The following is a 23,667-nucleotide window of genomic DNA, read 5'->3' on the forward strand; positions in this document are numbered from 1 at the left end:
CTAGGACCCGTCCTGCATGGCGGCTTCCCACAGCCCGCGGCCCAGCTCCGAGAGGCGCAGCGCGTGCTTCTCCACGCGCGCTGGGAAGGGACCGCGGGAGGCGTCCTTGATGGCCTTCAGCACCATCGATTCCGCGCTGAGGATTTCGTAGTCGGCCTTCAGATCCGGATCCTCGGGGACGGTCTCGACCAACCCGAGCGCCAGCAGGTGGCTGACGTACTGCGGCACCATCAGCGGCAGGGCGACATTGGCGGTGCGGCCGATGAGGCACGCGTTCTCCAGCGTCGCGACACTGCGGTTCCGGGGGTAGATGTTCACCAGCGGTGACGACTCGTTGTCGGACAGCGCGCCGATGATGCGGGCCTCGTCGGCCACCAGCTGATCGAGCAGCCGGTGATAGAGCTCGGTCTTACCGTCGGAAGTGCTCTGATCCAGGGCGCGGTCGAGCAGGCCGCCGAGCTTGCCGTGCAGTGACTGGGTGGCGGGCTGCTTTTGCTGCTTCTGCGGCGCCGGAGCCGGAGTGCGGTCCGGGGACATCTCGATGGCCTCGACGGTGGTCTTGGTCGCGATCGCAATCTGCTCGCCGCCCCAGGCCGCCAGCTTGAAACCGAACTTCGCGACGCCGAGGGCGCGGTTGGCCAGGCCGAGCGGATCGAATCGCTTCGGGATCGCCAAACCACCGCGCGGCGTCGAGATCGCGATGGCGATCTCCCCGATGGGCGTGGACAGCTTGATGCCGTGCCGTTCTAGGCCCTCGCGGTTCACCGGTAAGTCGTCAGTAACTTCCGGTTCTGGGTTGTCGGTTTCCTGGGACATTGCGGACCGATGGTACCGGGCTGCCGTCTGATCTCGGTGGTTGTGTGGCAAACGCCTCAGCGGCCGGCAGCAGGCACGTCAGTACGCGGCGAGCCAGGGACCCAGGCGGCGGAGCGCTTCTTCGATGTCGGACTTCGGTCCGGCGAACGACAACCGCACGAACGAGCCGCCGTGCCGGGTGTCGAAGTCGACGCCCGGTGCGATCGCCAGACCGGTGTCGGCCAGGAGCTTCTCGCAGAACGCGAGTGAGTCCGTCGAGTACTTCGAGATGTCGGCGTATACGTAGAACGCGCCGTCTGCCGGTGCCAGCTTGTCGAGGCCCACCTCGGCCAGCCCGGCGAGCAGCAGGGCCCGGTTCTCCGCGTAGTGGTGCACCAGGGCGTCGGCTTCGGCGATGGCCTCCGGCGTGAACGCCGCGACGGCCGCGTACTGCGGCAGCGTCGGCGGGCAGATGGAGAAGTTGCCGGTCAGGCAGTCGACGGCCCGGCGCAGCGGCTCGGGCACCAGCAGCCAGCCCAGCCGCCAGCCGGTCATGGCGAAGTACTTCGAAAAACTGTTCACCACAATGGCGTTGCGCGAGGTCTCCCAGGCGCAGCTGGTCGCGGGCGCGTCGTCGTAGATGAGGCCGTGGTAGAGCTCGTCGCTGATCAACTGCACGGAGTTGTCATCGCACCAGGTGGCGATGGCAGCCAGATCCTGGGCCGGCAGCACGGTGCCCGTCGGGTTGTTTGGGCTGGCGATGATCAGCCCCTTCACCGGCGGGTCCAGCTGATCCAACATGGAAATGGTTGGGTGGAAACGGGTTTCGGGTCCGCACGGCACCTCGACGACCTCGCAACCCAAGGCCGACAGGATGTTTCGGTAGCAGGGATAGCCCGGGCTGGCCACCGCGACGCGGTCGCCGACGTCGAAGCACGACAGGAACGCGAGTAGGAAGCCGCCGGTGGACCCGGTGGTGATGACCACCGCGTCCGGTTCCACCTCGACGCCGTACCGGTCGAGGTACGACTTGGCGATCGCCTCACGCAGCTCCGGAATGCCCAGCGCGACGGTGTATCCGAGGTTGTCGTTGGCCAGTGCCTCAGCGGCGGCGGCCCGGATGGGCGCCGGTGCCTGTGCGGCGGGTTGTCCCGCCGACAGGTTCACCAGGTCGCCGTGGCTGCGCTGGCGCTCGGCCGCGGCCAGCCACACGTCCATCACATAGAACGGTGGGATGCCTGCGCGCAGCGCTACCGGATTGGTCATGCTTCGACGTTAAAGCAGGACGACGTCAGAGCAGAACTTCGGCTTCGAGGCGACGCAGGTGCTCCCGCGACGACCCGAGCAGCTGGGCACTGCCGTGCGCCCGCTTGAAGTAGAACTGGATGTCGCTCTCCCAGGTGATGGCGATACCGCCGTGCATCTGGATCGCTTCGCCGGCAACGGCATTGAACGCCTCGGTGGCCATGTACCGGGCCAGCGACGCATTCGTGGGCGTCGGGTCGGCGATGGCGTCGTTGACGATCGACCGGGCGGCCGACACCTTGACGTACATGTCCGACATGCGGTGCTTGAGCGCCTGGAAGCTGCCGATCGGGCGGCCGAACTGCACGCGGTCCTTGGAGTAGGCGACAGTCAGATCCAGGCAGCGGCTCGCGGCAGCCACCTGCTCGACGGCCATCAGGATGGCCGCGGTGTCCGCCAGGCCGGGGTCGGCACCGAGGGCAGCGGTGCTGCCGGGCGCCACGGCGGCGAGCCGGCGGGTCGGGTCCATCGCGGTGGCCGGGGTGACGGTGTTGTCGGTCCAGCGGGTCAGCTGGCCGTCCTGCGCGGCGATCACCACGTCGGCAATGTCGCCGTTGATGACGTAACCGGCATCGAAAACGACTGTGCCGATGGAGGTTCCCTCGGCCAGGCCCTCGAGCGGCTCTTCCGCGCCGACGGCGAGCAGAGCCAGTTCGGCCAGCGTGGTGCCGAGCAGTGGCGTCGGGACCAGGTTCTTGGCCAGCTCCTCGAGCACGACTGCGGCGTCGCCCAATTCGCCACCGGCGCCGCCGAGCTCCTCGGGCACGACCAGCGCCGCGGCGCCGACCTGCTCGCACAGCAGCTGCCAGAGGTTCTCGTCGTAGCCCTTCTCGGACTCGATGGCGGCCCGGACGGCCTCAGGGCCCGCGTGCTTCTCGACCAGCGCTGCGACGGTGGCGCGCAGCATCTCCCGTTCTTCGCTCACAATCACAGTCCTTCCAGCACGCGGGTCCGGTGCCACGTCGAGTCGCCCCACGCCGAGCGCAGCGCCTGGGTGCGCAGCAGCAACAGCGACAGGTCGTGTTCCTGGGTGAAACCGATGGCGCCGTGGGTCTGCAGCGACGAACGAGCGGCGAGCAGCGCGGCCTCGTTCGCGGCGACCTTGGCGGCGCTCACGTCGCGGGCCAGTGTCGGCGAGCCGTCGGCCAGCGCCAGAGCGGCGCCGTAGACCAGCGGACGGGCCAGCTCGACGGCGATGTGCACGTCGGCCAGCTTGTGCTTGATGGCCTGGTAGGAGCCGATCACGGTGCCGAACTGCGTGCGCTGCTTGGCGTACTCGACGGCCAGGTCGAGCATCGCCTGGCCGGCGCCGATCAGCTGTGCGGCGGTGGCCAGTGCACCGAACTCGAAAGCCTTTGCGGTGTCGGCCGATTGGGCCTCGCCGGTGGCGGTCACGTCGAACAGATGGCGGGCCGGGTCGACCGACTGGTGCTCGGCACCGATGGTCGCGTCCTGCACCTGGCCGTCGCCGGCCAGCAGGATCAGGCCGGCGGTATCGGCGTCGACGGCCCGCGGGGCCAGCGGCGGCAGGGCGACGGTGGCGATGAGCTCGCCGGAGGCCAGCCCCTCGGAACGCTTATCCGATGCCAGCAGCACCGGGGCCACGGCAATGGATTCGGTGACGGGACCGGGCACGGCCCAGTAGCCCAGCCGCTCAAGGGCGACAACCAGATCCACCGGATGCGCGCCGATGCCGTCGAATTCCTCCGGCACGTTCAGTGCGGTGACGCCCAGGTCGGCCAGGGTCGACCAGACCTTGCGGCCGGGGGCAGCGTCGGCCGCCTTCTCGACCCCGCCCCATGCGCGCACCGCGGCGGGGACATCGGCGGCACCCAACGCGGCATCGATGCTCGCAGCGAAATCGCGCTGCGATTCGTCCAATTCAAAGAACACGGTCTGAATCTCTCTTATTTGCGGGGCAGGCCCAGCAGGCGCTCGGCGATGATGTTGCGCTGAATTTCGTTGGTACCGGCGTAGATCGGGCCGCCCAGGGCGAACAGCAATCCCTCGGTCCAGTGGTCGTACAGCTCGGCGTCGGCGCCGCGCAGGTCGAGCGCGGTCTGGTGCAGGGCGACGTCCAGCTCGGACCAGAACACCTTGGTCACCGAGGACTCGGCGCCCAGTTCGCCACCGCTGGCCAGCCGCGTGACGGTGCCGAAGGTGTGCAGACGATAGGCCTGAGCCTTGATCCAGGCGTCAGCGACGCGCTCGGCGTGGGCCGGGTTCTGGTCGACCTTCCATTGCGCGACAAGGCGTTCGGCCGGTGCGACAAAGCGGGCCGGGCTGCGCAGCGACATGCCGCGCTCGTTGCTCGACGTGCTCATGGCGGCGGTCCAGCCGTTGTGCACCTGGCCGATGACGTCCTCGTCGGGGACGAACACGTCGTCGAGGAAGATCTCGCCGAAGCCGGTCTCGCCGCCCAGCTGGGCGATCGGACGGACCGTGATGCCCTCGGCCTTCAGGTCGAACATGAAGTAGGTGAGGCCCTTGTGCCGCTGGGCTTCCGGGTCGGAGCGGAACAGGCCGAAGCCGCGCTCGCCGAACGGAGCACGTGAGCTCCAGATCTTCTGGCCGTTGAGCTTCCAGCCGCCCTCGACCTTGGTCGCGGTCGAGCGCAGGGAGGCCAGGTCGCTGCCGGACTCGGGCTCGGACCAGGCCTGCGCCCAGATCTCTTCGCCGGAGGCCATTTTCGGCAGGACCCGCTGCATCTGCTCCGGGGTGCCGTGCGCGAACAGTGTCGGCGCCAGCATCGCGGTGCCGTTGGCGGAGGCCCGGCCAGGAGCGCCGGACTTGAAGTACTCCTCCTCGTACACCACCCACTGCAGCATGGTGGCGTCGCGGCCGCCGTACTCCTTGGGCCAGGCGATGACAGACAGGCCGGCGTCGAACAGCACCTTGTCCCAGACCCGGTGCTGCTCGAAGCCCTCGAGGATGTCGTAGGACTTGGTGGGGAACTTGTCCCTGTTGGACGCCAAGAAGTCGCGGACCTCGGCCCGGAATTCCTCGGTTTCGTCGTCGAATGTCAGATCCATTTACCGACTCGTCTCTCCGTTTGTCTTTCCCGTCGCTTCGCTCGCCCTGACCGCGGAGTCTTGAAGTTAGCCAAATGTTCTTTGGTGTAGGTCTCCGGTGGGGTCTGCCGACCAGGCTGCTGGGTGCCGTCGGACCCACTCATCGGAACTCCCTCTAACAAAGCAAGTGCTTGGTAGGTTAGCCTACAAGGGTGATAGAGGTCCAGACGTTCCGGGCTGAGGTCCGGCAATGGCTTGCCGACAACCTCGTCGGTGAATTCGCAGCTCTGAAAGGCCTTGGTGGCCCCGGTCGGGAGCACGAGGCTTACGAAGAGCGACGCGCGTGGAACCAGCACCTGGCCGCGGCGGGCCTGACCTGCCTGGGCTGGCCGGAGGAGCATGGTGGCCGCGGCTTGTCGGTCGCGCACCGCGTCGCCTTCTATGAGGAGTACGCCAAGGCGGACGCCCCGGACAAGGTCAACCACCTCGGTGAGGAACTGCTCGGCCCGACGCTCATCGCGTACGGCACCGAGGAACAGAAGAAGCGCTTCCTGCCGAACATCCTCAACGTCACCGAACTGTGGGCCCAGGGCTATTCGGAGCCCGGCGCCGGCAGCGACCTGGCGAACGTCTCGACCTCGGCCGAACTCGTCGGCGACGAATGGGTCATCAACGGCCAGAAGGTGTGGACCTCGCTGGCGCACTGGGCGCAGTGGTGCTTCGTCGTGGCGCGCAGCGAAAAGGGCTCAAAGCGTCACCACGGCCTGTCCTACCTGTTGGTGCCGCTGGACCAGCCGGGCGTCGAGATCCGTCCGATCGTTCAGCTGACCGGCGACTCCGAGTTCAACGAAGTGTTCTTCGACGACGCCCGTTGCGACGCGTCGCTGGTCGTCGGTGAGCCCGGTCAGGGCTGGGGCGTGGCGATGGCGACGCTGACCTTCGAGCGCGGTGTTTCAACGCTCGGCCAGCAGATCCGCTACAAGCGTGAACTCGAAGGCCTGATCGGCGTCGCCAAGTCGTCCGGCGTCATCGACGACCCGCTGATCCGGCACAAGCTGACCGAGTCGTGGACCGGCCTGCAGGCCATGCGGTCGTACGCGATGGCCACCATGGACGTCGAGCAGCCCGGTCAGGACAACGTGTCAAAGCTGTTGTGGGCCAACTGGCATCGCGAGCTCGGCGAGATCGCCATGGACGTGCAGGGCATGGCCGGGCTGACGCTGCCCGGCGGCGAGTTCGACGAGTGGCAGCGCCTGTACCTGTTCTCGCGTTCGGACACCATCTACGGCGGGTCCAACGAAATCCAGCGCAACATCATCGCCGAGCGCGTGCTCGGCCTACCCCGAGAGGCCAAGGGCTGATGGATCTGTCAATCGCACCCGTCGAGGTTGAGGGCCACGGCCTGCTGAAGGGCAAGGTTGTTCTGGTGACTGCCGCCGCCGGTACAGGCATCGGTTCGTCGACCGCGCGTCGTGCGCTTCTCGAAGGTGCCGATGTTGTGGTGTCGGACTACCACGAGCGGCGTCTGAATGAGACCCGTGATCAGCTGGCGGCATTGGGATTGGGCCGCGTCGAGGCCGTCGTCTGCGACGTCACTTCCACTGAGGCCGTCGACGCGCTGATCACGTCAGCCGTCGAAACGATGGGCCGCTTGGACGTTTTGGTGAACAACGCCGGCCTCGGTGGCGAGACCCCGCTGGTCGACATGACCGACGACGAGTGGGACCGCGTCCTGAACGTCACGCTGAACTCGGTGATGCGCGCGACCCGGGCGGCGCTGCGGTACTTCCGCGGTGCCCCGCACGGTGGTGTGATCGTCAACAACGCCAGTGTCCTGGGCTGGCGCGCCCAGCACTCGCAGTCGCACTACGCCGCCGCCAAGGCCGGGGTGATGGCCCTGACCCGTTGCAGCGCAATCGAAGCCGTCGAGTACGGGGTGCGGATCAACGCGGTGTCCCCGAGCATCGCGCGGCACAAGTTCCTGGAGAAGTCGGCCGATGCCGCGCTGCTGGACCGGCTGTCCTCCGACGAGGCATTCGGCCGTGCCGCCGAGCCGTGGGAAATCGCCACCACCATCGCGTATTTGGCCAGTGACTACTCCAGTTACCTGACCGGTGAGATCATTTCGGTGTCGAGCCAGCGGGCGTAGTTTTCATCCGGCCGCGAGGTTCGGATATATGCACTTGCCCGCCTAATTGCGACAATGTTGCCGCAATTAGGCGGGCATTTTCATGTGCGGCTGGCTCGCGATCTCGCGAGCCTGACCTGGTGGCGAACCCTCTCGATCAGATGATCGCCTGCTCCTGCAAGCCCGCGATCCGCGCCGCGTCGTAGCCCAGTTCGCCGAGTATCTCCGCGTTGTGCTCGCCGATCACTGGCGGCGCGAGGCGGATCGTCGCTGGCGTGGCACCCATACCCGCCAGCGGGCTGCCGATCAGGTCGACCGATCCGGCGGCGGCCCATGCATGCGGCGTCGTCGCGCGCAGGCCCCGGTGCTGCACCTGCGGATCATCCCAGACCTCCGCCAGATCGTTATAGCGCGCGGCCGGGATGCCCACGCTGTCGAACTTCGCCTGAAGTTCCTCCGTCGTGAACTGCCGGCTCCACACGTTGATGATGTCGATCAACTCCGCGCGATTGATCTTGGCCCGCTTGGCGTTGGTGTCGAAGCGCGGGTCGGCGTAGAGCTCGGGCTGGCCCATCAACTCCGACATGCGCCGCCAGTGGGCGTCGCTGCCGGCCGTAATGTACGTCATGCCGTCGCGCGCATGGATGAGGTCAGCGGGTCCGCCGCCGTTGCCGCCATTGCCCAGACGCTCCGCCTGGACGCCGCTGATGAGGTAGTCCTGCATGATGTGGCAGATCATCGCTACGGAACTGTCGAGCAGCGCCATGTCGATGTGCTGGCCCTCGCCGGTGTTGTTGCGATGGTTCAGCGCGGCGAGGATCGCGATGGCGCTGTTGTGGCCGGTCACGAAATCGACCAGGCTGGGACCGGCTTTCACTGGTCCCGCGCCGGGCTGGCCTTCGGGGATGCCGGTCACGGCCATCATGCCGCCGCTCGCCTGGAACAACCCGTCGTAGCCCGCGCGCGCCGCCATCGGCCCGGTCTGGCCAAAGCCGGTGATCGAGCAGTAGATGAGGCGGGGATTGATCGCCTTCAGGCTCTCGTAGTCCAGCCCGAACCGCTTGAGGTCGCCGACCTTGTAATTCTCGATCAGGATGTCCGCGGTCTTGACCAGGGCACGCAGGATGTCCTGCCCCTCCGGCTTGGAATGGTTGACCGTGATCGACCGCTTGTTGCGGTTCGACGCGGTGAAGAAGCCGGACTGGCGAAGGTCCTTGCCATCCTTGCCCTCGACCGAGGCAAGACCGTAGCCGCGCCCTTCGTCACCGCTGCCCGGCCGCTCCACCTTGATGACGTCAGCGCCGAGGTCGCCCAGTATCTGCGCGCTGATCGGGCCGGCGAAGACGCGGGTCATGTCGATGACCCGGATACCCTCCAGGGCAGGCTGTGTCGTGCTCATGATCTCCTGCTACTCATCCATTTCAAGTCATGCTGCGCGCAAGCATAGGGCTCGAATCGAAGCGCCCGACGCTTTACGCACCCCATCTATCGGTCGCGGTCGAGAACCGCGCGTGTGACCTCGCCCGCTCTCAGGGCCGCGATCGCCTCAACGTGCGTGACCCCTGTGAGCACTCGATCTTTGTGTACGTAGTGGCCAAGTCAACACCGGCCCGACCTACCCTAGCAAGCGCTTGGTTTCCATGCTGTTGCGATGGCGTCTGAATCGCCCAGTCAGCCCGCGAGCAGGCGCGACGAGCTTCTCGTGCTCGCCGCGGCGATGTTCGCTGAGCGTGGGCTGAAGGCAACCACTGTCCGGGACATCGCGGACTCGGCCGGCATCCTGTCAGGCAGTCTCTACCATCACTTCAAATCGAAGGAACAGATGGTCGAGGAGGTCATGCGGGACTTCCTTGATTGGTTGTTCAGCCGGTACGAAGAAATCATCGCCACCGAGCCGTGGGAGATCGCGTCGACCATCGCATGCCTGGCCAGCGACTACTCCAGCTACCTGACCGGCGAGATTATCTCGGTGTCCAGCCAGCGCGCTTGAGTTTCCTTCGCGAGCAGACGTAAAACTGTCGGTTTCGACGCGAATTCGACAGTTTTACGTCTGCTCGCGGCTGGCGCGTGCGCGCGAATGCCGTTCGTACGCTTCACTTTTTGTGATCCAGTGCTGACCGCCGAAGTACATCGCCAGGTAGCTCGCGGGGAATAGCCCGAGCGTCAAGATCGAGACGAGCACGAACTGCACGTACTGACCGGCCGCGAATGAGTGGTCGAGAAATCGGTCGACATAGCCGTAGCGGGCGCCGACCGACAGCGTGAACGAGATATACAGGCCGAGAATCAAGTAGGGGTAGCGCTGGTTGGCGAAGTCGTATGCCGGGTACCCGAAAAGTACCGCTCCGATAACGAAGAGCCACCACGTCTTAGGCGTGCTGAGGCCCCACCCGTACGCCTCAGGGCCGTCGCTGAACAATCGACGTGTTTTCCCGCGAATGCGGAGAAATGGTGTCCGGGCGTATGCGACGAAAACGGAAGCTCCAGCCATTCCCACACCCGCGTTGAGTGCCGGCATCCGCCCTTGGGGTAACACCGCGAAGGCAGTGGCTGTGGCCATGATCACCGCGCCGACCCAGTACATCTTGCGCGCGTAATCAGCTTCTTCGTTGAAGCCGGCGATGGCCATCACCGCGAGCCCCAATAGAGCTACAACAAGTCCCGTGTCGACCTGGTTCACCCGAATACCTTCTTATAGACCGCCTCGGCGGTGGACTCGCCGATGAATGAGCCGACGGTGCCGCCGATGAATGCGAGTACCAAGACTCCAACCGGGCCCGCCGGAGCACCACGATCTTCCTTCACGACCGCCAGCCTAAGTGCGGGCACTCGTCGCAAGTCTGCACCGTTTCTTCACAATCGCTGCCGGTAAGCCCCACAAACCGCGCTTACAGTCGGAAAGCGTGAAGCGAATCCTGGTCGTCGACGACGAGCCGACCATCCTGTCCGCGGTGGCGACCCGGCTGCGAGCCGAATCGTTCCAGGTCGAGACGGCCGTCGACGGGCCTTCGGCGGTGGCCGCGGCAGCATCGACGCAGCCCGACCTGGTGGTGCTGGATGTCATGCTGCCCGGCTTCGACGGGCTGGAGGTGTGCCGGCGCATCCAGGCGGAGCGTCCGGTGCCGGTGCTCATGTTGACTGCGCGCACCGACGAGACCGACATGCTGATCGGTCTGGGGATCGGGGCCGACGACTACCTGACCAAACCGTTCAGCATGCGCGAGCTGGTTGCGCGGGTGCGGGTGTTGCTGCGTCGCGTGGACCGGGCGACCGGAGACCAGTCGCTGTCGGTGGGGGAGTACCGCATCGACCTCGCCGAGCGTCGCGTGCATCAGGGTGACAACGAAATCCATCTCACCCGAACCGAATTCGATCTGCTGGCCTTCCTCGCCGGACGTCCCCGGGCCGCGGTGGCCCGGGAGACGCTGCTGGAACACGTCTGGGGCTGGGGGTCGGGGGCCGAGACACGCACGGTCGACAGCCACGTCAAGGCGTTGCGTCGCAAGCTCGGTGCGGAACTGATCCGGACCGTCCACGGGGTTGGCTATGCCCTCGAGGTACCGCGGTGAGCGCCCTTGGCGATCTGTGGGACCGGCTGCCCAGACCGCTGGACCCGTTCGCGTCCTTCAAAATCAAGATGGGACTGCTGGTGGGCGGGGCAATCCTGTTGGCTTCGTTCACCTTCTGGATCGGCGCGAGTTGGCAGTTCCGGTACGCGCTGCTGTCCGCACTGCTGACCTCACTACTGTTTACCCAGTTTCTGGCGCACGGCATGACCTCTCCGCTGCGGCAGATGACCGCCGCGGCCCGCGCAATGGCCAAGGGCGACTACAGTATTCGGGTCCGAGCCACCTCGCGTGATGAAATCGGCCAGTTGGCAACGGCATTCAATCAGATGGCAGCCGATCTCGGCGCCGCCGACGAGTACCGGCGCGGGCTGATCGGCAATGTATCCCACGAACTGCGAACGCCCATCACCGCATTGCAGGCGGTGCTGGAGAACGTGGTGGACGGTGTGGTCGAGCCCGACGCGCAGACCATGCGGTTGGCGCTGTCGCAGACCGAGCGCCTCGGCGAGCTGGTGACCGATCTGCTGGACCTGTCCCGGCTCGAAGGTGGGGCAATTCCATTACAGATCAGTCGGTTTGATGTGGACGCGTTCCTGCGCGCTGCCGTCGAGCACGTTTCGGTATCGGCCGGTGACGTGCCGGTGGTGGTCGAGGTGTCTCCGCCGGGGCTGACGGCAGTGGCCGATCCGGCACGGTTACGGCAGGTGGTGGTCAACCTGGTGGACAACGCGATTCGGCACAGCCCGGCCGGCGGAAGTGTGACGGTGCGGGCGACCCGCGAGGCATCGGGCTTGCGGCTCGAGGTCGCCGATCAAGGGCCGGGTATCGCGTCGGCGGAGCGCGAGCGGGTCTTTGAACGGTTCACCCGCGGTGCCACGTCTGACGGCGGAACTGGTCTGGGCCTGGCGATCGCCCGCTGGGCAGTCGAATTGCACGGCGGAGTCATCGACGTGGCGGAGACGAAGGTGGGATGCCGCTTCAGGGTGAGCATTCCGGAATCAGAGGAGCAGTCGGCATGACGACGTTGATGGGTTACCCAGGGCAGCCGATGGTTCCGCCGCTGATCGGGCCGGCGCTGCCGCGACGTGGCGAGCCCGGCTGGACGATGTTGCCGCGGCGGGTGTGGCCGATCAGCCCGCTGGCGGCGGCGCCACGTCGGGTCGTCCTGCTGGCCGTCCTCGCTGGTCTGCTCGGCACCGCGTTGTGGCGGCCGTCGTCGCTGAGCATCGGCTACCTCGTCGTCGGCGTGATGGTCTTCGCCGTCGTGTACGGCACCGCCGAGCGTCGCCCGACGCGCACCGAGTGGGTCGGCGTGGCGCTGACCCTGGCGCTACTCGCGGTACCCGCACTGCTGGCCGCTGACTGGCTGGGCGTGCTGTGCATCATGGCGGCCTGGATCGTCGGGTGGTGCACGTTGTTCGGTGGGCGCACCTGGACCGCCGTCGTGACCGGCCCGTTCCTGGCGTGGGCATTGCCGGCTCGCGTCCTCGGCTGGGCGCGACGCGGAGTGTCGGGCCGGGTCGGTATCGCCAACCCGATTCGTGTTGCCGCCGTCATCGGGCTCACCGTGCTGCTGACATTGGTGTTCGGTGCGCTGTTCGCCTCTGCGGACGCCGCTTTCGCGCATCTGGTGGGCAAGCTGGTGCCGCGGTTCGACGGTGTCGACGTCGTCGCCCGCGTCGTGGTTTTCGGCATAGTGGCGGCGTTCGTGCTCGGCGGCGCCTACCTGACCCGGTTCGCGCCGCGGCTGGATGTCCTCGCACCCAAGCCGATGAAGCCGGTGCCGCGCTGGGAGTGGGCGGTGCCGCTCGGGGTGCTCGACGCGCTGTTCATCGCGTTCGTGGCGGTGCAGGCCGCGGTGCTGTTCGGCGGTCATACCCACGTGCTGGAAACCGAGGGGCTGACGTACGCCGAGTACGCGCGGCAGGGCTTCTGGCAGTTGTTGTGGGTGTCGGCGCTGACCCTGTTGGTGCTGAGCGGGGTGATTCGGGTGGCGGGGCGCGTGACCGACGGTGACCGGCGCGTGCTTCGGCTACTGGCCGGAATCCTCTGTGCCACTTCGGTTGTCGTGGTGATCTCGGCGATCCACCGGATGTGGCTGTATCAGCAGGCGTACGGATTCAGCACCGACCGGTTGATGGTGATCACCATCGAACTCTGGTTGGGTGCGGTGTTCCTACTGGTCGCCGCGGCGGGGGTGCGAATGTCTGGACGCTGGTTGCCGCACGCTGTGCTGGCGGCCGGGGTCGTGGCGCTGTTGGGGCTGGCGGCACTCAATCCCGAGCGCCTCGTCGCCGATCGCAACATCGACCGCTTCGAGCAGACCGGCCAGCTCGACGCCGAGTACCTTTCCCGGCTGTCGTCGGACGTCGATCCCGCGCTGCACCGATTGCCCGAGCGTCTCCGCGCCTGCGTGCGAGCAGACCGCGCGCACGACGACCCGTGGTACCTGTTCAACCTGTCCCGGTCGAACGCAGACAGGCCGGTCGGCACGGACCTGCCCGATTACTGCGACCAGTATTGGTCATACCGCGACTAGCGGCGCGAATGTCGGCCGTGCTCTTGTTGTTTCGTGATCAAGCGCCGCCCGCCGTAGTACATCGCCAGGTAGCCGACGGGGAAGAGTCCGACCGTCAGGATCGAGATGAGCGCGAACTGGACGTACTGGCCAGCGGCTACTGGGTTGTTCAGAAGCCGGTCGAGGTAACCGAAGCGTGCGCCGGCGAGTGGCGCGATCGCGACATAGGCAACCAATTCCCAAGCGTGGCCGTGGCTATTTGCGAAGGCATATACCGGGTACGAGAAGACGATTGCCGCCAATGCAAACACCCACCACATCTTCGGCGTGCTGACGTGCGAGCCGTAGGGCTGACGTTCCGCGCTGTAGAACGTCCAGGTTCTGCCGCCGAATGTAATGAAGCGCGTGTGGATGTACGCGATGAACCAGATGCAGCCCGCTGAGAATGCGATCCCACCGAGGGTTTCAGTCCAGCCCCGCGGTAGGCCGATGGCAATAGCGGCCGCAGTAGTGATCGCCGCGCCAGTCCAGAAGGTCGGGCATGCGTAATCCTTGTCGTCTCGAAAGACAGCGAAGGCCATGACGACAAGCCCGACAACAGCCACCGCGAAAGCCACGTCCCCCACCTCGTCAGCCTATGGCCCCGCCACCTCGCCGAACGTGAGGAAGTTGGCGAGATTTGGGCGATTTTTGGCCATCAAGCTCACGTTGGGCGGGTGATACATAATCTGTCCCACGCAGTGGTGACAGTCACTAGCCACCACAATCGACCTAACAAGCGCTTGGTTGCTATGCTGTCGGGATGGCGTCTTCACCGCCCAGTCAGCCCGCGAGCAGGCGCGACGAGCTTCTCGTGCTCGCCGCGGCGATGTTCGCTGAGCGTGGGCTGAAGGCAACCACTGTCCGGGACATCGCGGACTCGGCCGGCATCCTTTCAGGCAGTCTCTACCATCACTTCAAATCGAAGGAACAGATGGTCGAAGAGGTCATGCGGGACTTCCTCGATTGGCTGTTCACCCGGTACGAGCAGATCATCGCCACCGAGCCCGATCCGCTGGAGCGCTTCAAAGGCCTTTTCATGGCGTCCTTCGACGCCATCGAGCACCGGCACGCGCAGGTCGTCATCTACCAGGACGAGGCCAAGCGGCTGGGCATCCTGCCGCAGTTCGGCTTCGTCGACGAGCGCAATCGCGAGCAGCGCAAGATGTGGGTCGACGTCCTGAAGCAGGGGATGGCGGAAGGCGTTTTCCGGTCCGACCTGAACGTCGACCTGGTGTACCGGTTCATCCGTGACACCACGTGGGTCTCGGTGCGCTGGTACCAGCCGGGCGGCAAGTTGACCGCCGAGGACGTGGGTCGGCACTACCTGAACATTGTGCTCGGCGGTGTTGCGGTAACGCCGTAACACCTTGCCGCCAAATGAGTTTCACCCAAAGAAGGAGATGAGAAATGGCCGCATCTGAGGCGTACGTCATCGACGCTGTGCGCACCGCCGTCGGCAAGAAGGGTGGTGGCCTCTCCGGTTACCACCCGATCGACCTCGGCGTGGAGGCCTACCGCGGCATCTTCGCCCGCAATGACATCGACCCCGCTGCGTTCGACGACGTCATCGTCGGTTGCGTTGATGCCATCGGTGGGCAGGCCGGAAACATCGGCCGGCTGACCTGGCTGGCCGCCGGCTACGACGAGGGCGTCCCCGGCACCACCGTCGACCGGCAGTGCGGTTCCTCGCAGCAGGCCATTTCCTTTGGCGCGCAGGCCATCATGTCCGGCACCGCCGACCTGATCCTGGCCGCCGGCATCCAGAACATGAGCCAGATTCCGATCAGCTCGGCCATGATCGTCGGCGAGCAGTTCGGCTTCACCTCGCCGACCAACGAGTCGAAGCGCTGGGTGGAACGCTATGGCGACCAGGAGATTTCGCAGTTCCGCGGCGCCGAGATGATCGCCGAGCAGTGGGACATCTCCCGCGAGGACATGGAGCTGTTCGCGTTCAACAGCCACCAGCGGGCATTTGCCGCGATCCGCGAGGGCCGCTTCGACAACGAGATCATCCCGATCGACGGCTTCAAGGTTGACGAGGGTCCGCGCGAGAGCACCCTGGAGAAGCTGGCCTCGCTGAAGGTGCTGGTCGAGGGCGGCCGGCTGACCGCCGCGCTGGCCAGCCAGATTTCCGATGGCGCGTCGGCCACGCTGCTGGCCTCGGAGGCGGCGGTCAAGGCTCACGGCCTCAAGCCGCGGGCCCGGATTCACCACATCAGCTGCCGCGGCGACGACCCGGTGAAGATGCTGACCGGCCCCATCCCCGCGACCAAGTACGCGCTGGAGAAGACCGGCCTGACCATGGACGACATCGACGTCGTCGAGATCAACGAGGCCTTCGCGTCCGTCGTGCTGGCCTGGGCCAAGGACCTCAACGTCGACCTGGCGAAGGTGAACCCCAACGGCGGCGGCATCGCTCTGGGCCACCCGCTCGGCGCCACCGGTGCCAAGCTGTTCGCCACCATGCTCAACGAGCTGGAGCGCACCGGCGGTCGTTACGGCCTGCAGACGATGTGCGAGGGCGGCGGCACCGCCAACGTCACCATCATCGAGCGCCTCTGATACCTGTGCTCGCAGGCACAAACTGCCCCTTTCCTTATGGAGAGGGGCAGTTTTGCGTCTGGCCAGATTGTTTACGCGTTCAGCTGAGCGGGCATTCGGGAAGGATGTTCAAGTCCGTCGTCGTCATGGCCGTGGCAGCTGCCCTCGGTGCAAGTGCCTGTTCATCTGAGTCGCCGCCGCCGTCGAAGCCCACGTCCAGCACGAGCACGACGGTGACTTCGACGGAGATCATCCCGGGAGTTCCGGTCGGTCCGTCGACGCCGCCGATGACACCGTCGACGCGTGCCAGCACGGCCACCGCCACAGTCACGGTCACGGTGCCTCCGCCGGTGATTCCCGCCCCTCCGGGAATGGGAGATGTCGGTCCCCGACGGTGACGACCTACGCGGGTCGGTGACCCAGCAGCGCGCCGATGGCCTGCTCGGCCTTGCCGACCTCCAGTGGCTCGCCGGTGATGATGTCGGCGTAGACGAACGACTCGACGATGCGCACGATGAGGAACGCGAGGTCGCGCGACGGGAGTGGCGGGGCGAGCTGACCTGTGGCGATCTCGTCGTTGAGCAGTTCTTCGATCGCCGCGACCAACCTGCCTTGGAAAGTGCCGGCGCGGGTGGCCAGAATCCGCAGGGCGCGTTCGGGTTCGCGCCGCAGGAAAGCTTGGAAGAACCCGGACTCGTCGATCACGGTGGCGTAGTGGCCGACGGCCCGCGCGATGTGTGCGGCGCCGTGCCCGGGTGCCGCGTCGATGGAGGCCCGCAGGGTGGGTTCGGCCAGCGACCACAGGATTTCGGCGAGCAGTTCGTCGCGGCCGCCGACCCAGCGGAACAGGGTGGCCCGATTGATACCGAGTTCGGTTGCCAGTTCCTGCATTTCGATGCGGCGACCCTCGAGGAACCAGCGGCGCGCGATGCGGAACGCCTCGATCGGGTCGGGGCGTCGGTCGGTCGACGCGAGCATGCGTCCCAGCGGTGTCTCGGTGATGCCGCACCTCCTGTGTTGTCGCGGGCACCTCGCATCATGGTAGCTGTTGATGTTCGAGTGAGATATATCTCGATCAGTCTCGTGTGTGCAACATATCTAGATATGATGCACGAGTGACCCAGAACGACGCAGCTTCGATCCTTGATCTCTTCCGCCTCGACGGCCGTGTCGCGGTCGTCACCGGTGCCTCGAGTGGCCTCGGCGTCGGATTCGCGCAGGCACTGGCTCAGGCCGGCGCTGACGTCGTACTCGGCGCACGACGCGAAGATCGGCTCGCCGAGACCAAGGCGCTGGTGGAAGCCGCAGGTCGCAAGGCTGTCGCGGTGCGCACCGACGTCACCGACCCCGACGACTGCAAGGGCCTGGTGCAGGCCGCTGTCGATTCCTTCGGGCGCGTCGACATTCTGGTGAACAATGCGGGAGTGGGCACTGCCGTCCCGGCGACGCGCGAAACGCCCGAGCAGTTCCGGTCGGTCATCGACCTGAACCTGAACGGGTGCTACTGGATGGCTCAAGCATGCGCCGCGCACATGCGGCCGGGCGGCTCGATCATCAACGTCAGCAGCATCCTCGGCCTGACGACCGCAGGACTCCCGCAAGCCGCCTACGCATCGTCGAAGGCCGGGCTGATCGGCTTGACCCGCGACCTGGCCCAGCAGTGGACGGGCCGCAAGGGCATCCGCGTCAACGCCCTGGCGCCGGGCTTCTTCGCCTCAGAGATGACCGAGCAGTACGAGGACGACTACTTCGAGACGACCATCCTGCCCCGGACCCTCGCCGGAAGGCTAGGGCGCACAGAGGAACTCAGCGCCGCGCTGATCTTCCTGGCCAGCGATGCCAGTAGCTACGTCACCGGAATCACCCTGCCCGTCGAGGGCGGGCTGCTCACCAGCTGAGCCCAAAACCCATCAAGGAGAAGAACACTCGTGAAGCAGCTCAGCGGCCTCGACGCCACGTTCCTGTACCTGGAGACGCCGACGACGTTCGGTCACGTCAACGGGCTGATGATCTTCGAGCGGCCCAACGAGGAGTTCGACCCCTACTCCGCGGTGTACGCGAAGTTCGCGTCGCTGGTCGGTGAGCTCGCACCGCTGCGGCGTCGGCTCGTGGAGGTGCCCCTCGGGCTGGACCATCCGTACTGGATCGATGACCCCAACTTCGACCTGGACTTCCACATCCGCGAAATCCATTTGGCGCGACCGGGAATGGTCGACCAGTTGGCCGACCAGGTGTCCCGCATCGTCGGGCGGCCGATGGACCGCAGTAGGCCACTGTGGGAGGTGTACGTCATCGACGGGCTCGACACCGGGAACTGGGCGATGCTGACGAAGTACCACCACGCCACCATCGACGGCGCCGCCGGGCAGATCATGCTCAACGCCCTCACCGATACGGTGCCCGACGCAGCCTCGCCGGGACCGGGACCCGATTGGGAAGCCGAGGCAGTGCCCGGCAGCATCGAACTCTTGCGGAAGGCCGTCATCAACCTTGCCGGTCATCCCGCCAAGGCGCTGCGGTTCCAGACGCGGTTGGTCGGTCAGCTCGCCGACGCGGCCGGCATCGACAGTGTCGGCAGCGCGGCCAGCAAGGCCGGCTCGGCCATCAAATCCCTTGCCCGCCTTGGTAAGGAAGATGGGCCGAGGATCCCGTTGCCCACCTCGTCCGCGCCTCCCACGCCGTGGAACAAGACCATCACCGGACACCGGCGCTTCGCCATGCGCACGGCGTCGCTCGAAAACGTCAAGCAGCTCAAGACCGCTACCGGTGGCACGGTCAACGACATCGTGATGGCGATCTGTGCAGGTGCTCTGCGTCAGTACCTCCTGGCTCACGATGCATTGCCGGACAGACCCTTGCGCGCCATGGTGCCGGTGTCGATCCGCACCGGCGACGAAGAGGATCCGTGGACCAATCGGGTGTCGGCGATCTTCCCCGAACTGCCGACCGACTGCGAGGACCCGCTCGAGCGCGTGGCCCGCTGCCGCGAGGCGATGCTCGACGCGAAGCGGCTGCTGGATCTCGTGCCCGCCAGTCAGCTCGGCGACATGGCGCAGGTCTCGGCCCCGGTGCTGTCGACATCCGCGATGCGGCTGGCGTCCCGCTTCGGGCTGGCCCACCGGATTGCCGCTACGCCGTTCAACCTGGTGATCTCGAACGTGCCCGGTCCGCGTAAGCCGCTGTACTTCGCGGGGGCGCAGCTGGTCAATCAGTTCCCGGTGTCGATCGTCACCGAAGGGCAGGGGCTCAACGTCACCGTGGTGAGCTACCTGGATCGCCTGGACTTCGGCTTCATCGTCGACCGCGAACTGGTGCCCGACGTGTGGGACCTCGCGGACATGCACATCGAGGAGATCGGCCGCCTGATGGAGGCCAGCGGTGCGCAGTGGGCGCAGGAACCGCAGCCCGCGGCACCGCGCCGCGGACCGGTCCGGGCGGTTCAGCCAGGCGACGCCTACTGACGGGCTCTAGTGTTCAGGGCATGAGTGATTCGGGCGGCGAGAGTCTCCTGACGGTCGTCGTCGCGCTCGGTGCCAATGCTCTGATCGCGGTGTCGAAAACCGCCGCGGCCGTCGTCACCGGGAGCGCCTCGATGCTCGCCGAGTCCGCGCATTCCTGGGCCGACACGGGCAACGAGGTGTTCCTGCTGATCGGCACCCGCAAGTCCGACAAGCCGGCCGACGCCGAACACCGACTCGGTTACGGCAGAGCCGGATACATCTGGTCGATGTTCGCGGCCTTCGGGTTGTTCACCGTGGGCGCCGTGGTGTCGATCTGGCACGGCATCCAGTCGCTGCACGGCGAGGCCGAGGCGACGTCCTACGGGTGGGCCTATGCGGTGCTCGCGGTCTCCTTCGTACTGGAGGGGTCCTCGTTCCTGCAAGCGTTGTCGCAGACCAAATCTGGCGCGCTGGAGCGACGAATCCATCCGCTGCGCTATATCCGCGTCACGTCGAACCCCATGCTGCGCGCGGTGTTCGCCGAGGACCTCTCGGCCCTCATCGGCCTCGTCATCGCGACGTGCGGCATCCTGGCGCACCAGCTCACCGGCAATGCGGTCTGGGACGCGATCGGCTCAATCCTGGTCGGTGTACTGCTCGGCGCCGTCGCGCTGTTTCTCATCGGGCGCAACATGGATTTCCTGACGGGGGAGAGTGTCACCCCGCTCGCCCGCAACAACGCACTGCGCGCCCTGCTGGACCATGAGGACATCGAGCGCGTCAGCTATCTGCACATGGAATGTGTTGGCGCGGACCGGATTTATCTCGTCGCGGCCGTCGACCTCGTCGGCGACGCGGCCGAATCGAACGTGGCTGCCCAGCTCAACCTCGTCGCCGACTCGTTGGCTGCCCGCCCCGAGATCGTGCGGGCTGTGCTGACGTTGACTCGCCCGGGTGACACGACGGATCTGCGCCCCGCCCAGTTGCCCGATTGGTATCGCTAGTCGGGGCTGATCGTTGCGCGGCGCGTGGTCGCGACCAGCGCGCGCGCCAGCACCGAGCCGGGTTCAGCGGCACTGGTGACCAGCGCGACCCTGGCCGTCACCTGGGGATCGTCCAACGGCACCGTCCGAACTCCGTCCGGCGTTCGCAGCGTGTGCAGCCAGGTCTGCGGGATGATGCTCGCCCACCGGCCGCTGCTGACGTGGGCCAGCAGGGACACCACTGAATCGGCCTCGAGTCGCGGGGTCGCGGCCAAGCCGTGGGTGGACAGCGCGTCGTCGAGCAGCTGCCGGCCCCGCATCCCGGTGTTCAACAGGCACAGTGGCAATTCGAGGGCGTCGGCCCAGGTGACCGGATCAGCTTGGCCGGCAAGCAGGTCGGCGCCGGCGATGAGCACCTGTCGTTCCTCGTACAGCGGCGTCACCGTCAGGCCCGCGGTGTCGACGCCGTCTGGGTAGATGATTCCAGCGTCGAGTTCGAAGCGGCGGATGCGTTCGACGATGCCCGCCGAACGCAGGCTGCTCTCCAATTGCACTCGTACCAAAGGGTGTTCGAGGCAGAACGGATCGGTCAGCAGTGCCACGGTGCCGGAGGCCGCGGGGATGACGCCCAGCCGCAGTTCGCCGGTCAGGCCGGTCTGCAACGCGGCGACCTCGTGGATGAGCGCGTCGTGATCGGCCAGAATCCGGCGGGCCCACAACACCAGCCGTTCGCCTTCGGGCGTCAGACCTTCGTAGTTCTGCCCGCGCCGCACCAGCGGAACCTTGAGCTCGTTCTCGAGCTTGCGGATCGCTTCGGACAGTGCCGGCTGCGACACGTAGCAGGCCGCAGCCGCCCGCGCGAAGTGCTTCTCGCGGGCGAGCGCCACGAAATATTCGAGCTGGCGGAAGAGCATGGACTATTCGACCACGTCTGATAGGCGGCGCCTATCAGACTCACGGAAATTGCCCTTGGACTCGGGTGTCCTCCGCCGAGCAGACTTGAACCCATGACCGACCGGAGCACTGAGCAGCGTACCGAGTCAGACGAGCACGGCGAACCTGAGTTCAAGCCCTATCACCATCCCGCCGCCGGTTGGGGCGCGGCGATCAGCGTCACGAAGTTCCTGGCCCGCGAGCGCGAGCCCATCAGTGGGCCGCACGCGATCATGAAGATGAACCACGAGGACGGCGGCTTCGACTGTCCCGGCTGTGCCTGGCCCGACGACATGAAGGGCCTCAAGCTCGACATCTGCGAGAACGGCATCAAGCACGTCACGTGGGAGATGACGCACAAGCGCTGCGGGCCGGAATTCTTTGCCCAGCACACGGTTTCGGAACTGGCGGAGTGGAGCGACTTCGCGCTCGAAGACACGGGCCGGCTCACCGAACCCATGGTGTACGACGCCGCGACCGACCGGTACAAGCCCATCAGCTGGCGCGACGCTTTCGATCTCGTCGGCCGGGCCCTGGCCGATCTCGACGACCCGAACCAGGCGTCGTACTACACCTCGGGCCGGCTGGGTAACGAGGCGACGTTCCTCTATCAGCTGCTGGCCCGGGAGTTGGGGACCAACAATCTGCCCGACTGCTCCAACATGTGCCATGAGGCCAGCGGCCGCGCCATGCAGGCGTCGCTGGGCACCGGCAAGGGCACCGTCGACCTCGAAGACTGGGAGGCCGCGGACGCCCTGTTCGTCATCGGCGTCAACGCCGCCTCCAATGCGCCGCGCATGCTCACCGCACTGTCGGAGGCCTACCGCCGCGGCGCGCAGATCGTGCACATCAACCCGCTCGTCGAGGCCGGCGCCACCAAGACCATCATCCCGCACGACTTCCTGCGGATGGCGACGTTCAAGTCCACCAAGACCAGCACGCTGAACCTGCAGCCCCGGATCGGCGGGGACATGGCCCTGATCCGTGGCATCGCCAAAGTTGTTCTGGAACAGTCGGAAACGGACCCGAAAGCGCTCGACATCGAGTTCATCGAGCGGTACACCAGCGGGTTCGAGGCCTACCGGGCCGCGGTCGAGGCCACCTCGTGGGATGAGATCGTCTACAAGTCCGGGGTGTCGGAGCGCGATATCCGCAGGGCCGCCAAGATTTACCGCGACGCCGACCGCAGCATCATCAGCTGGTGCCTCGGTGTCACCCAGCACGAACACGGCGTCGACAGCGTCCGGGAGATCGTGAATCTGCTTCTGCTGCGCGGCAATCTGGGCCGTGAAGGCGCCGGCCCCTCGCCGGTGCGCGGCCACAGCAACGTGCAGGGCAACCGCACCTGCGGTATCGACCACCGGCCGGCCGAGGCCTTCCTGGAGCGGCTCGGTGAAGTCTGCGGTATCGATCCGCCGCGCGCGCACGGCCTCGACACCGTCCACACCATCGAGGGCATGCACACCGGCGACGTCAAGGTGTTCATCGGCATGGGCGGCAATTTCGCCAGCGCCGCACCGGACACCGCATACACCTTCGAGGGGCTGCAGAAATGCGACCTCACCGTGCAGGTCAGCACAAAACTCAACCGCAGCCACGTGATTCACGGTCGGCAGGCCCTGATCCTGCCGTGCCTGGGCCGCACCGAGAAAGACCACCAGAAGGAGGGCATCCAGTCCACCTCGGTCGAGGACTCGATGAGCATGGTGCACCTGTCGGTCGGCATGAAGAAGCCGGCATCGCCGCACCTGCTGTCCGAGCCGGCGATCATCGCCGGTATCGCCGCGGCCGCGCTGCCGCAGAGCCAGACGCCGTGGCACTGGTATGTCGAGGACTACGACCGCATCCGCGACACCATGGCCAAGGTGCTCAACGGTTTTGAGGACTTCAACCGTCGGGTGCGGCTGCCGCTGGGCTTCCGAATCAAGCAGCCCGCACGGGAGCTGATCTTCCTGACCCCGTCCGGCCGCGCCGAGTTCTCCGCGGTCGAGTTGCCCGACGACACCGTCAGCGAAGGCACCCTGATCCTGGCGACGCTGCGGTCGCACGATCAGTGGAACACCACCGTCTACTCCGACAACGACCGGTACCGCGGCATCAAGAACCTGCGCACGCTGATCTTCATGAACGAGCGCGACATGGGCGACCGCGGGATCAAAGAGTTCGACGACGTCGACATCGTCGCGACAGCGCGTGACGGCAGCGTCCGCTCGCTGCGCCGCTACAAGGCGGTGCCTTACGGCATCCCGCGCGGCAACGCGGCCGGGTACATGCCCGAGATGAATGTGCTGTGCGCCATCGGCGATTTCAGCACGCAGAGCGACCAGCCCATCATGAAGAACGTCAAGGTGACGGTGACGAAGTCGGCTGGAGACTAGAAGCTTCTCGGCGCATCCGGGCTT

General features: G+C 66.3%; 23 protein-coding genes and 1 pseudogene. 12 read left to right on the forward strand and 12 right to left on the reverse strand.

Features of this window, described 5'->3' with window-relative positions; translation table 11 throughout:
* The 5 genes from A7G45_RS09830 to A7G45_RS09850 form a co-directional block, all read right to left on the reverse strand.
* Entirely contained in the window at positions 1–816 is an 816-nt protein-coding gene (locus A7G45_RS09830; protein WP_260936377.1) for an Abi-alpha family protein, read from the reverse strand.
* Positions 817–894: 78 nt separating this feature from the next.
* On the reverse strand, positions 895–2,061 hold the full coding sequence (locus tag A7G45_RS09835) for a pyridoxal phosphate-dependent aminotransferase (RefSeq protein WP_260936380.1): 1,167 nt from the start codon (positions 2,059–2,061) through the stop codon (positions 895–897).
* Between the two features lie 25 nt (positions 2,062–2,086).
* Complete coding sequence (ipdE2, locus tag A7G45_RS09840) at positions 2,087–3,025, reverse strand: acyl-CoA dehydrogenase IpdE2 (RefSeq protein WP_260936383.1); 939 nt, start codon at positions 3,023–3,025, stop codon at positions 2,087–2,089.
* A gap of 2 nt (positions 3,026–3,027) precedes the next feature.
* A complete protein-coding gene (locus A7G45_RS09845) occupies positions 3,028–3,993 on the reverse strand; it encodes an acyl-CoA dehydrogenase family protein (protein WP_043984552.1) in 966 nt (321 codons plus the stop codon).
* Positions 3,994–4,007: 14 nt separating this feature from the next.
* Entirely contained in the window at positions 4,008–5,132 is a 1,125-nt protein-coding gene (locus A7G45_RS09850) for an acyl-CoA dehydrogenase family protein (protein ID WP_260936388.1), read from the reverse strand.
* Positions 5,133–5,323: 191 nt separating this feature from the next.
* On the opposite strand from A7G45_RS09850, the gene ipdE1 reads away from it, so the two are divergent.
* Together ipdE1 and ipdF are read left to right on the forward strand one after the other, a co-directional pair.
* A complete protein-coding gene (gene ipdE1 / locus A7G45_RS09855; RefSeq protein ID WP_043399972.1) occupies positions 5,324–6,472 on the forward strand; it encodes an acyl-CoA dehydrogenase IpdE1 in 1,149 nt (382 codons plus the stop codon).
* The gene (ipdF, locus tag A7G45_RS09860) at positions 6,472–7,260 is read left to right on the forward strand and encodes a (5R,7aS)-5-hydroxy-7a-methyl-1-oxo-2,3,5,6,7,7a-hexahydro-1H-indene-carboxyl-CoA reductase (protein ID WP_260936393.1); all 789 of its coding nucleotides are present in this window, start codon (positions 6,472–6,474) and stop codon (positions 7,258–7,260) included. Before ipdE1 ends, ipdF begins: the two co-directional genes overlap by 1 nt.
* A 136-nt stretch (positions 7,261–7,396) precedes the next feature.
* On the opposite strand, the gene A7G45_RS09865 is transcribed toward ipdF, so the two are convergent.
* Entirely contained in the window at positions 7,397–8,638 is a 1,242-nt protein-coding gene (locus A7G45_RS09865) for a CaiB/BaiF CoA transferase family protein (protein WP_043984555.1), read from the reverse strand.
* A 252-nt stretch (positions 8,639–8,890) separates the two neighbouring features.
* Between A7G45_RS09865 and A7G45_RS09870 the strand changes: the two are divergent.
* Positions 8,891–9,142: pseudogene (locus tag A7G45_RS09870) on the forward strand (TetR/AcrR family transcriptional regulator); the annotation flags it as partial.
* 141 nt (positions 9,143–9,283) lie between these two features.
* On the opposite strand, the gene A7G45_RS09875 reads toward A7G45_RS09870, so the two are convergent.
* Positions 9,284–9,919 carry a hypothetical protein gene (locus tag A7G45_RS09875; protein ID WP_260936400.1) on the reverse strand — a complete coding sequence of 212 codons (636 nt, stop codon included), beginning with the start codon at positions 9,917–9,919 and terminating at the stop codon, positions 9,284–9,286.
* Entirely contained in the window at positions 9,916–10,044 is a 129-nt protein-coding gene (locus A7G45_RS09880; RefSeq protein ID WP_260936402.1) for a hypothetical protein, read from the reverse strand. Before A7G45_RS09880 ends, A7G45_RS09875 begins: the two co-directional genes overlap by 4 nt.
* Positions 10,045–10,142: 98 nt before the next feature.
* Here A7G45_RS09880 and A7G45_RS09885 point away from each other — a divergent pair, with 98 nt between their 5' ends.
* From A7G45_RS09885 to A7G45_RS09895, 3 genes are read left to right on the forward strand one after another with little or no spacing between them, the layout of a single operon-like run.
* On the forward strand, positions 10,143–10,808 hold the full coding sequence (locus A7G45_RS09885; protein ID WP_260936404.1) for a response regulator transcription factor: 666 nt from the start codon (positions 10,143–10,145) through the stop codon (positions 10,806–10,808).
* Positions 10,805–11,827, forward strand: coding sequence for a HAMP domain-containing sensor histidine kinase (locus A7G45_RS09890; protein ID WP_260936405.1), 1,023 nt, complete (start codon positions 10,805–10,807; stop codon positions 11,825–11,827). Before A7G45_RS09885 ends, A7G45_RS09890 begins: the two co-directional genes overlap by 4 nt.
* Positions 11,824–13,347: a DUF4153 domain-containing protein gene (locus A7G45_RS09895; RefSeq protein WP_260936408.1), complete on the forward strand. Its 1,524-nt coding sequence runs from the start codon at positions 11,824–11,826 to the stop codon at positions 13,345–13,347. Before A7G45_RS09890 ends, A7G45_RS09895 begins: the two co-directional genes overlap by 4 nt.
* On the opposite strand, the gene A7G45_RS09900 is transcribed toward A7G45_RS09895, so the two are convergent.
* Entirely contained in the window at positions 13,344–13,943 is a 600-nt protein-coding gene (locus A7G45_RS09900) for a hypothetical protein (protein ID WP_260936411.1), read from the reverse strand. The genes A7G45_RS09895 and A7G45_RS09900 overlap by 4 nt on opposite strands.
* Before the next feature lie 185 nt (positions 13,944–14,128).
* On the opposite strand from A7G45_RS09900, the gene A7G45_RS09905 reads away from it, so the two are divergent.
* Both A7G45_RS09905 and fadA6 read left to right on the forward strand, forming a co-directional pair.
* Positions 14,129–14,731 (forward strand): TetR/AcrR family transcriptional regulator, encoded by a 603-nt coding sequence (locus A7G45_RS09905; RefSeq protein WP_260936413.1) that lies wholly within the window; start codon positions 14,129–14,131, stop codon positions 14,729–14,731.
* Positions 14,732–14,775: 44 nt separating this feature from the next.
* Positions 14,776–15,930: a steroid 3-ketoacyl-CoA thiolase FadA6 gene (gene fadA6, locus A7G45_RS09910; protein WP_260936416.1), complete on the forward strand. Its 1,155-nt coding sequence runs from the start codon at positions 14,776–14,778 to the stop codon at positions 15,928–15,930.
* Positions 15,931–16,009: 79 nt separating this feature from the next.
* Here the strand turns inward: fadA6 and A7G45_RS09915 are convergent, their stop codons facing one another.
* Together A7G45_RS09915 and A7G45_RS09920 are read right to left on the reverse strand one after the other, a co-directional pair.
* A complete protein-coding gene (locus A7G45_RS09915) occupies positions 16,010–16,246 on the reverse strand; it encodes a hypothetical protein (protein ID WP_260936419.1) in 237 nt (78 codons plus the stop codon).
* Between the two features lie 65 nt (positions 16,247–16,311).
* Positions 16,312–16,887 (reverse strand): QsdR family transcriptional regulator, encoded by a 576-nt coding sequence (locus A7G45_RS09920; RefSeq protein ID WP_260936422.1) that lies wholly within the window; start codon positions 16,885–16,887, stop codon positions 16,312–16,314.
* Between the two features lie 137 nt (positions 16,888–17,024).
* Here A7G45_RS09920 and A7G45_RS09925 point away from each other — a divergent pair, with 137 nt between their 5' ends.
* Genes A7G45_RS09925 through A7G45_RS09935 form a run of 3 tightly spaced genes read left to right on the forward strand, consistent with a single transcriptional unit; the run spans position 17,025 to position 20,353 of the window.
* On the forward strand, positions 17,025–17,807 hold the full coding sequence (locus tag A7G45_RS09925) for an SDR family NAD(P)-dependent oxidoreductase (protein WP_260936425.1): 783 nt from the start codon (positions 17,025–17,027) through the stop codon (positions 17,805–17,807).
* A gap of 30 nt (positions 17,808–17,837) precedes the next feature.
* Positions 17,838–19,370, forward strand: a complete 1,533-nt coding sequence (locus A7G45_RS09930; RefSeq protein WP_260936430.1) for a WS/DGAT/MGAT family O-acyltransferase — start codon at positions 17,838–17,840, stop codon at positions 19,368–19,370.
* Positions 19,371–19,390: 20 nt separating this feature from the next.
* Positions 19,391–20,353 carry a cation diffusion facilitator family transporter gene (locus tag A7G45_RS09935; RefSeq protein ID WP_260936432.1) on the forward strand — a complete coding sequence of 321 codons (963 nt, stop codon included), beginning with the start codon at positions 19,391–19,393 and terminating at the stop codon, positions 20,351–20,353.
* Here A7G45_RS09935 and A7G45_RS09940 read toward each other — a convergent pair.
* The gene (locus A7G45_RS09940) at positions 20,350–21,246 is read right to left on the reverse strand and encodes a LysR family transcriptional regulator (RefSeq protein ID WP_260936435.1); all 897 of its coding nucleotides are present in this window, start codon (positions 21,244–21,246) and stop codon (positions 20,350–20,352) included. The genes A7G45_RS09935 and A7G45_RS09940 overlap by 4 nt on opposite strands.
* A gap of 93 nt (positions 21,247–21,339) precedes the next feature.
* Between A7G45_RS09940 and A7G45_RS09945 the strand changes: the two genes are divergently transcribed.
* Positions 21,340–23,643 (forward strand): FdhF/YdeP family oxidoreductase, encoded by a 2,304-nt coding sequence (locus A7G45_RS09945; RefSeq protein WP_043984568.1) that lies wholly within the window; start codon positions 21,340–21,342, stop codon positions 23,641–23,643.
* Positions 23,644–23,667: the final 24 nt, after the last annotated feature.

This window comes from Mycolicibacterium llatzerense (assembly GCF_025331195.1).
GTDB lineage: Bacteria > Actinomycetota > Actinomycetes > Mycobacteriales > Mycobacteriaceae > Mycobacterium > Mycobacterium llatzerense.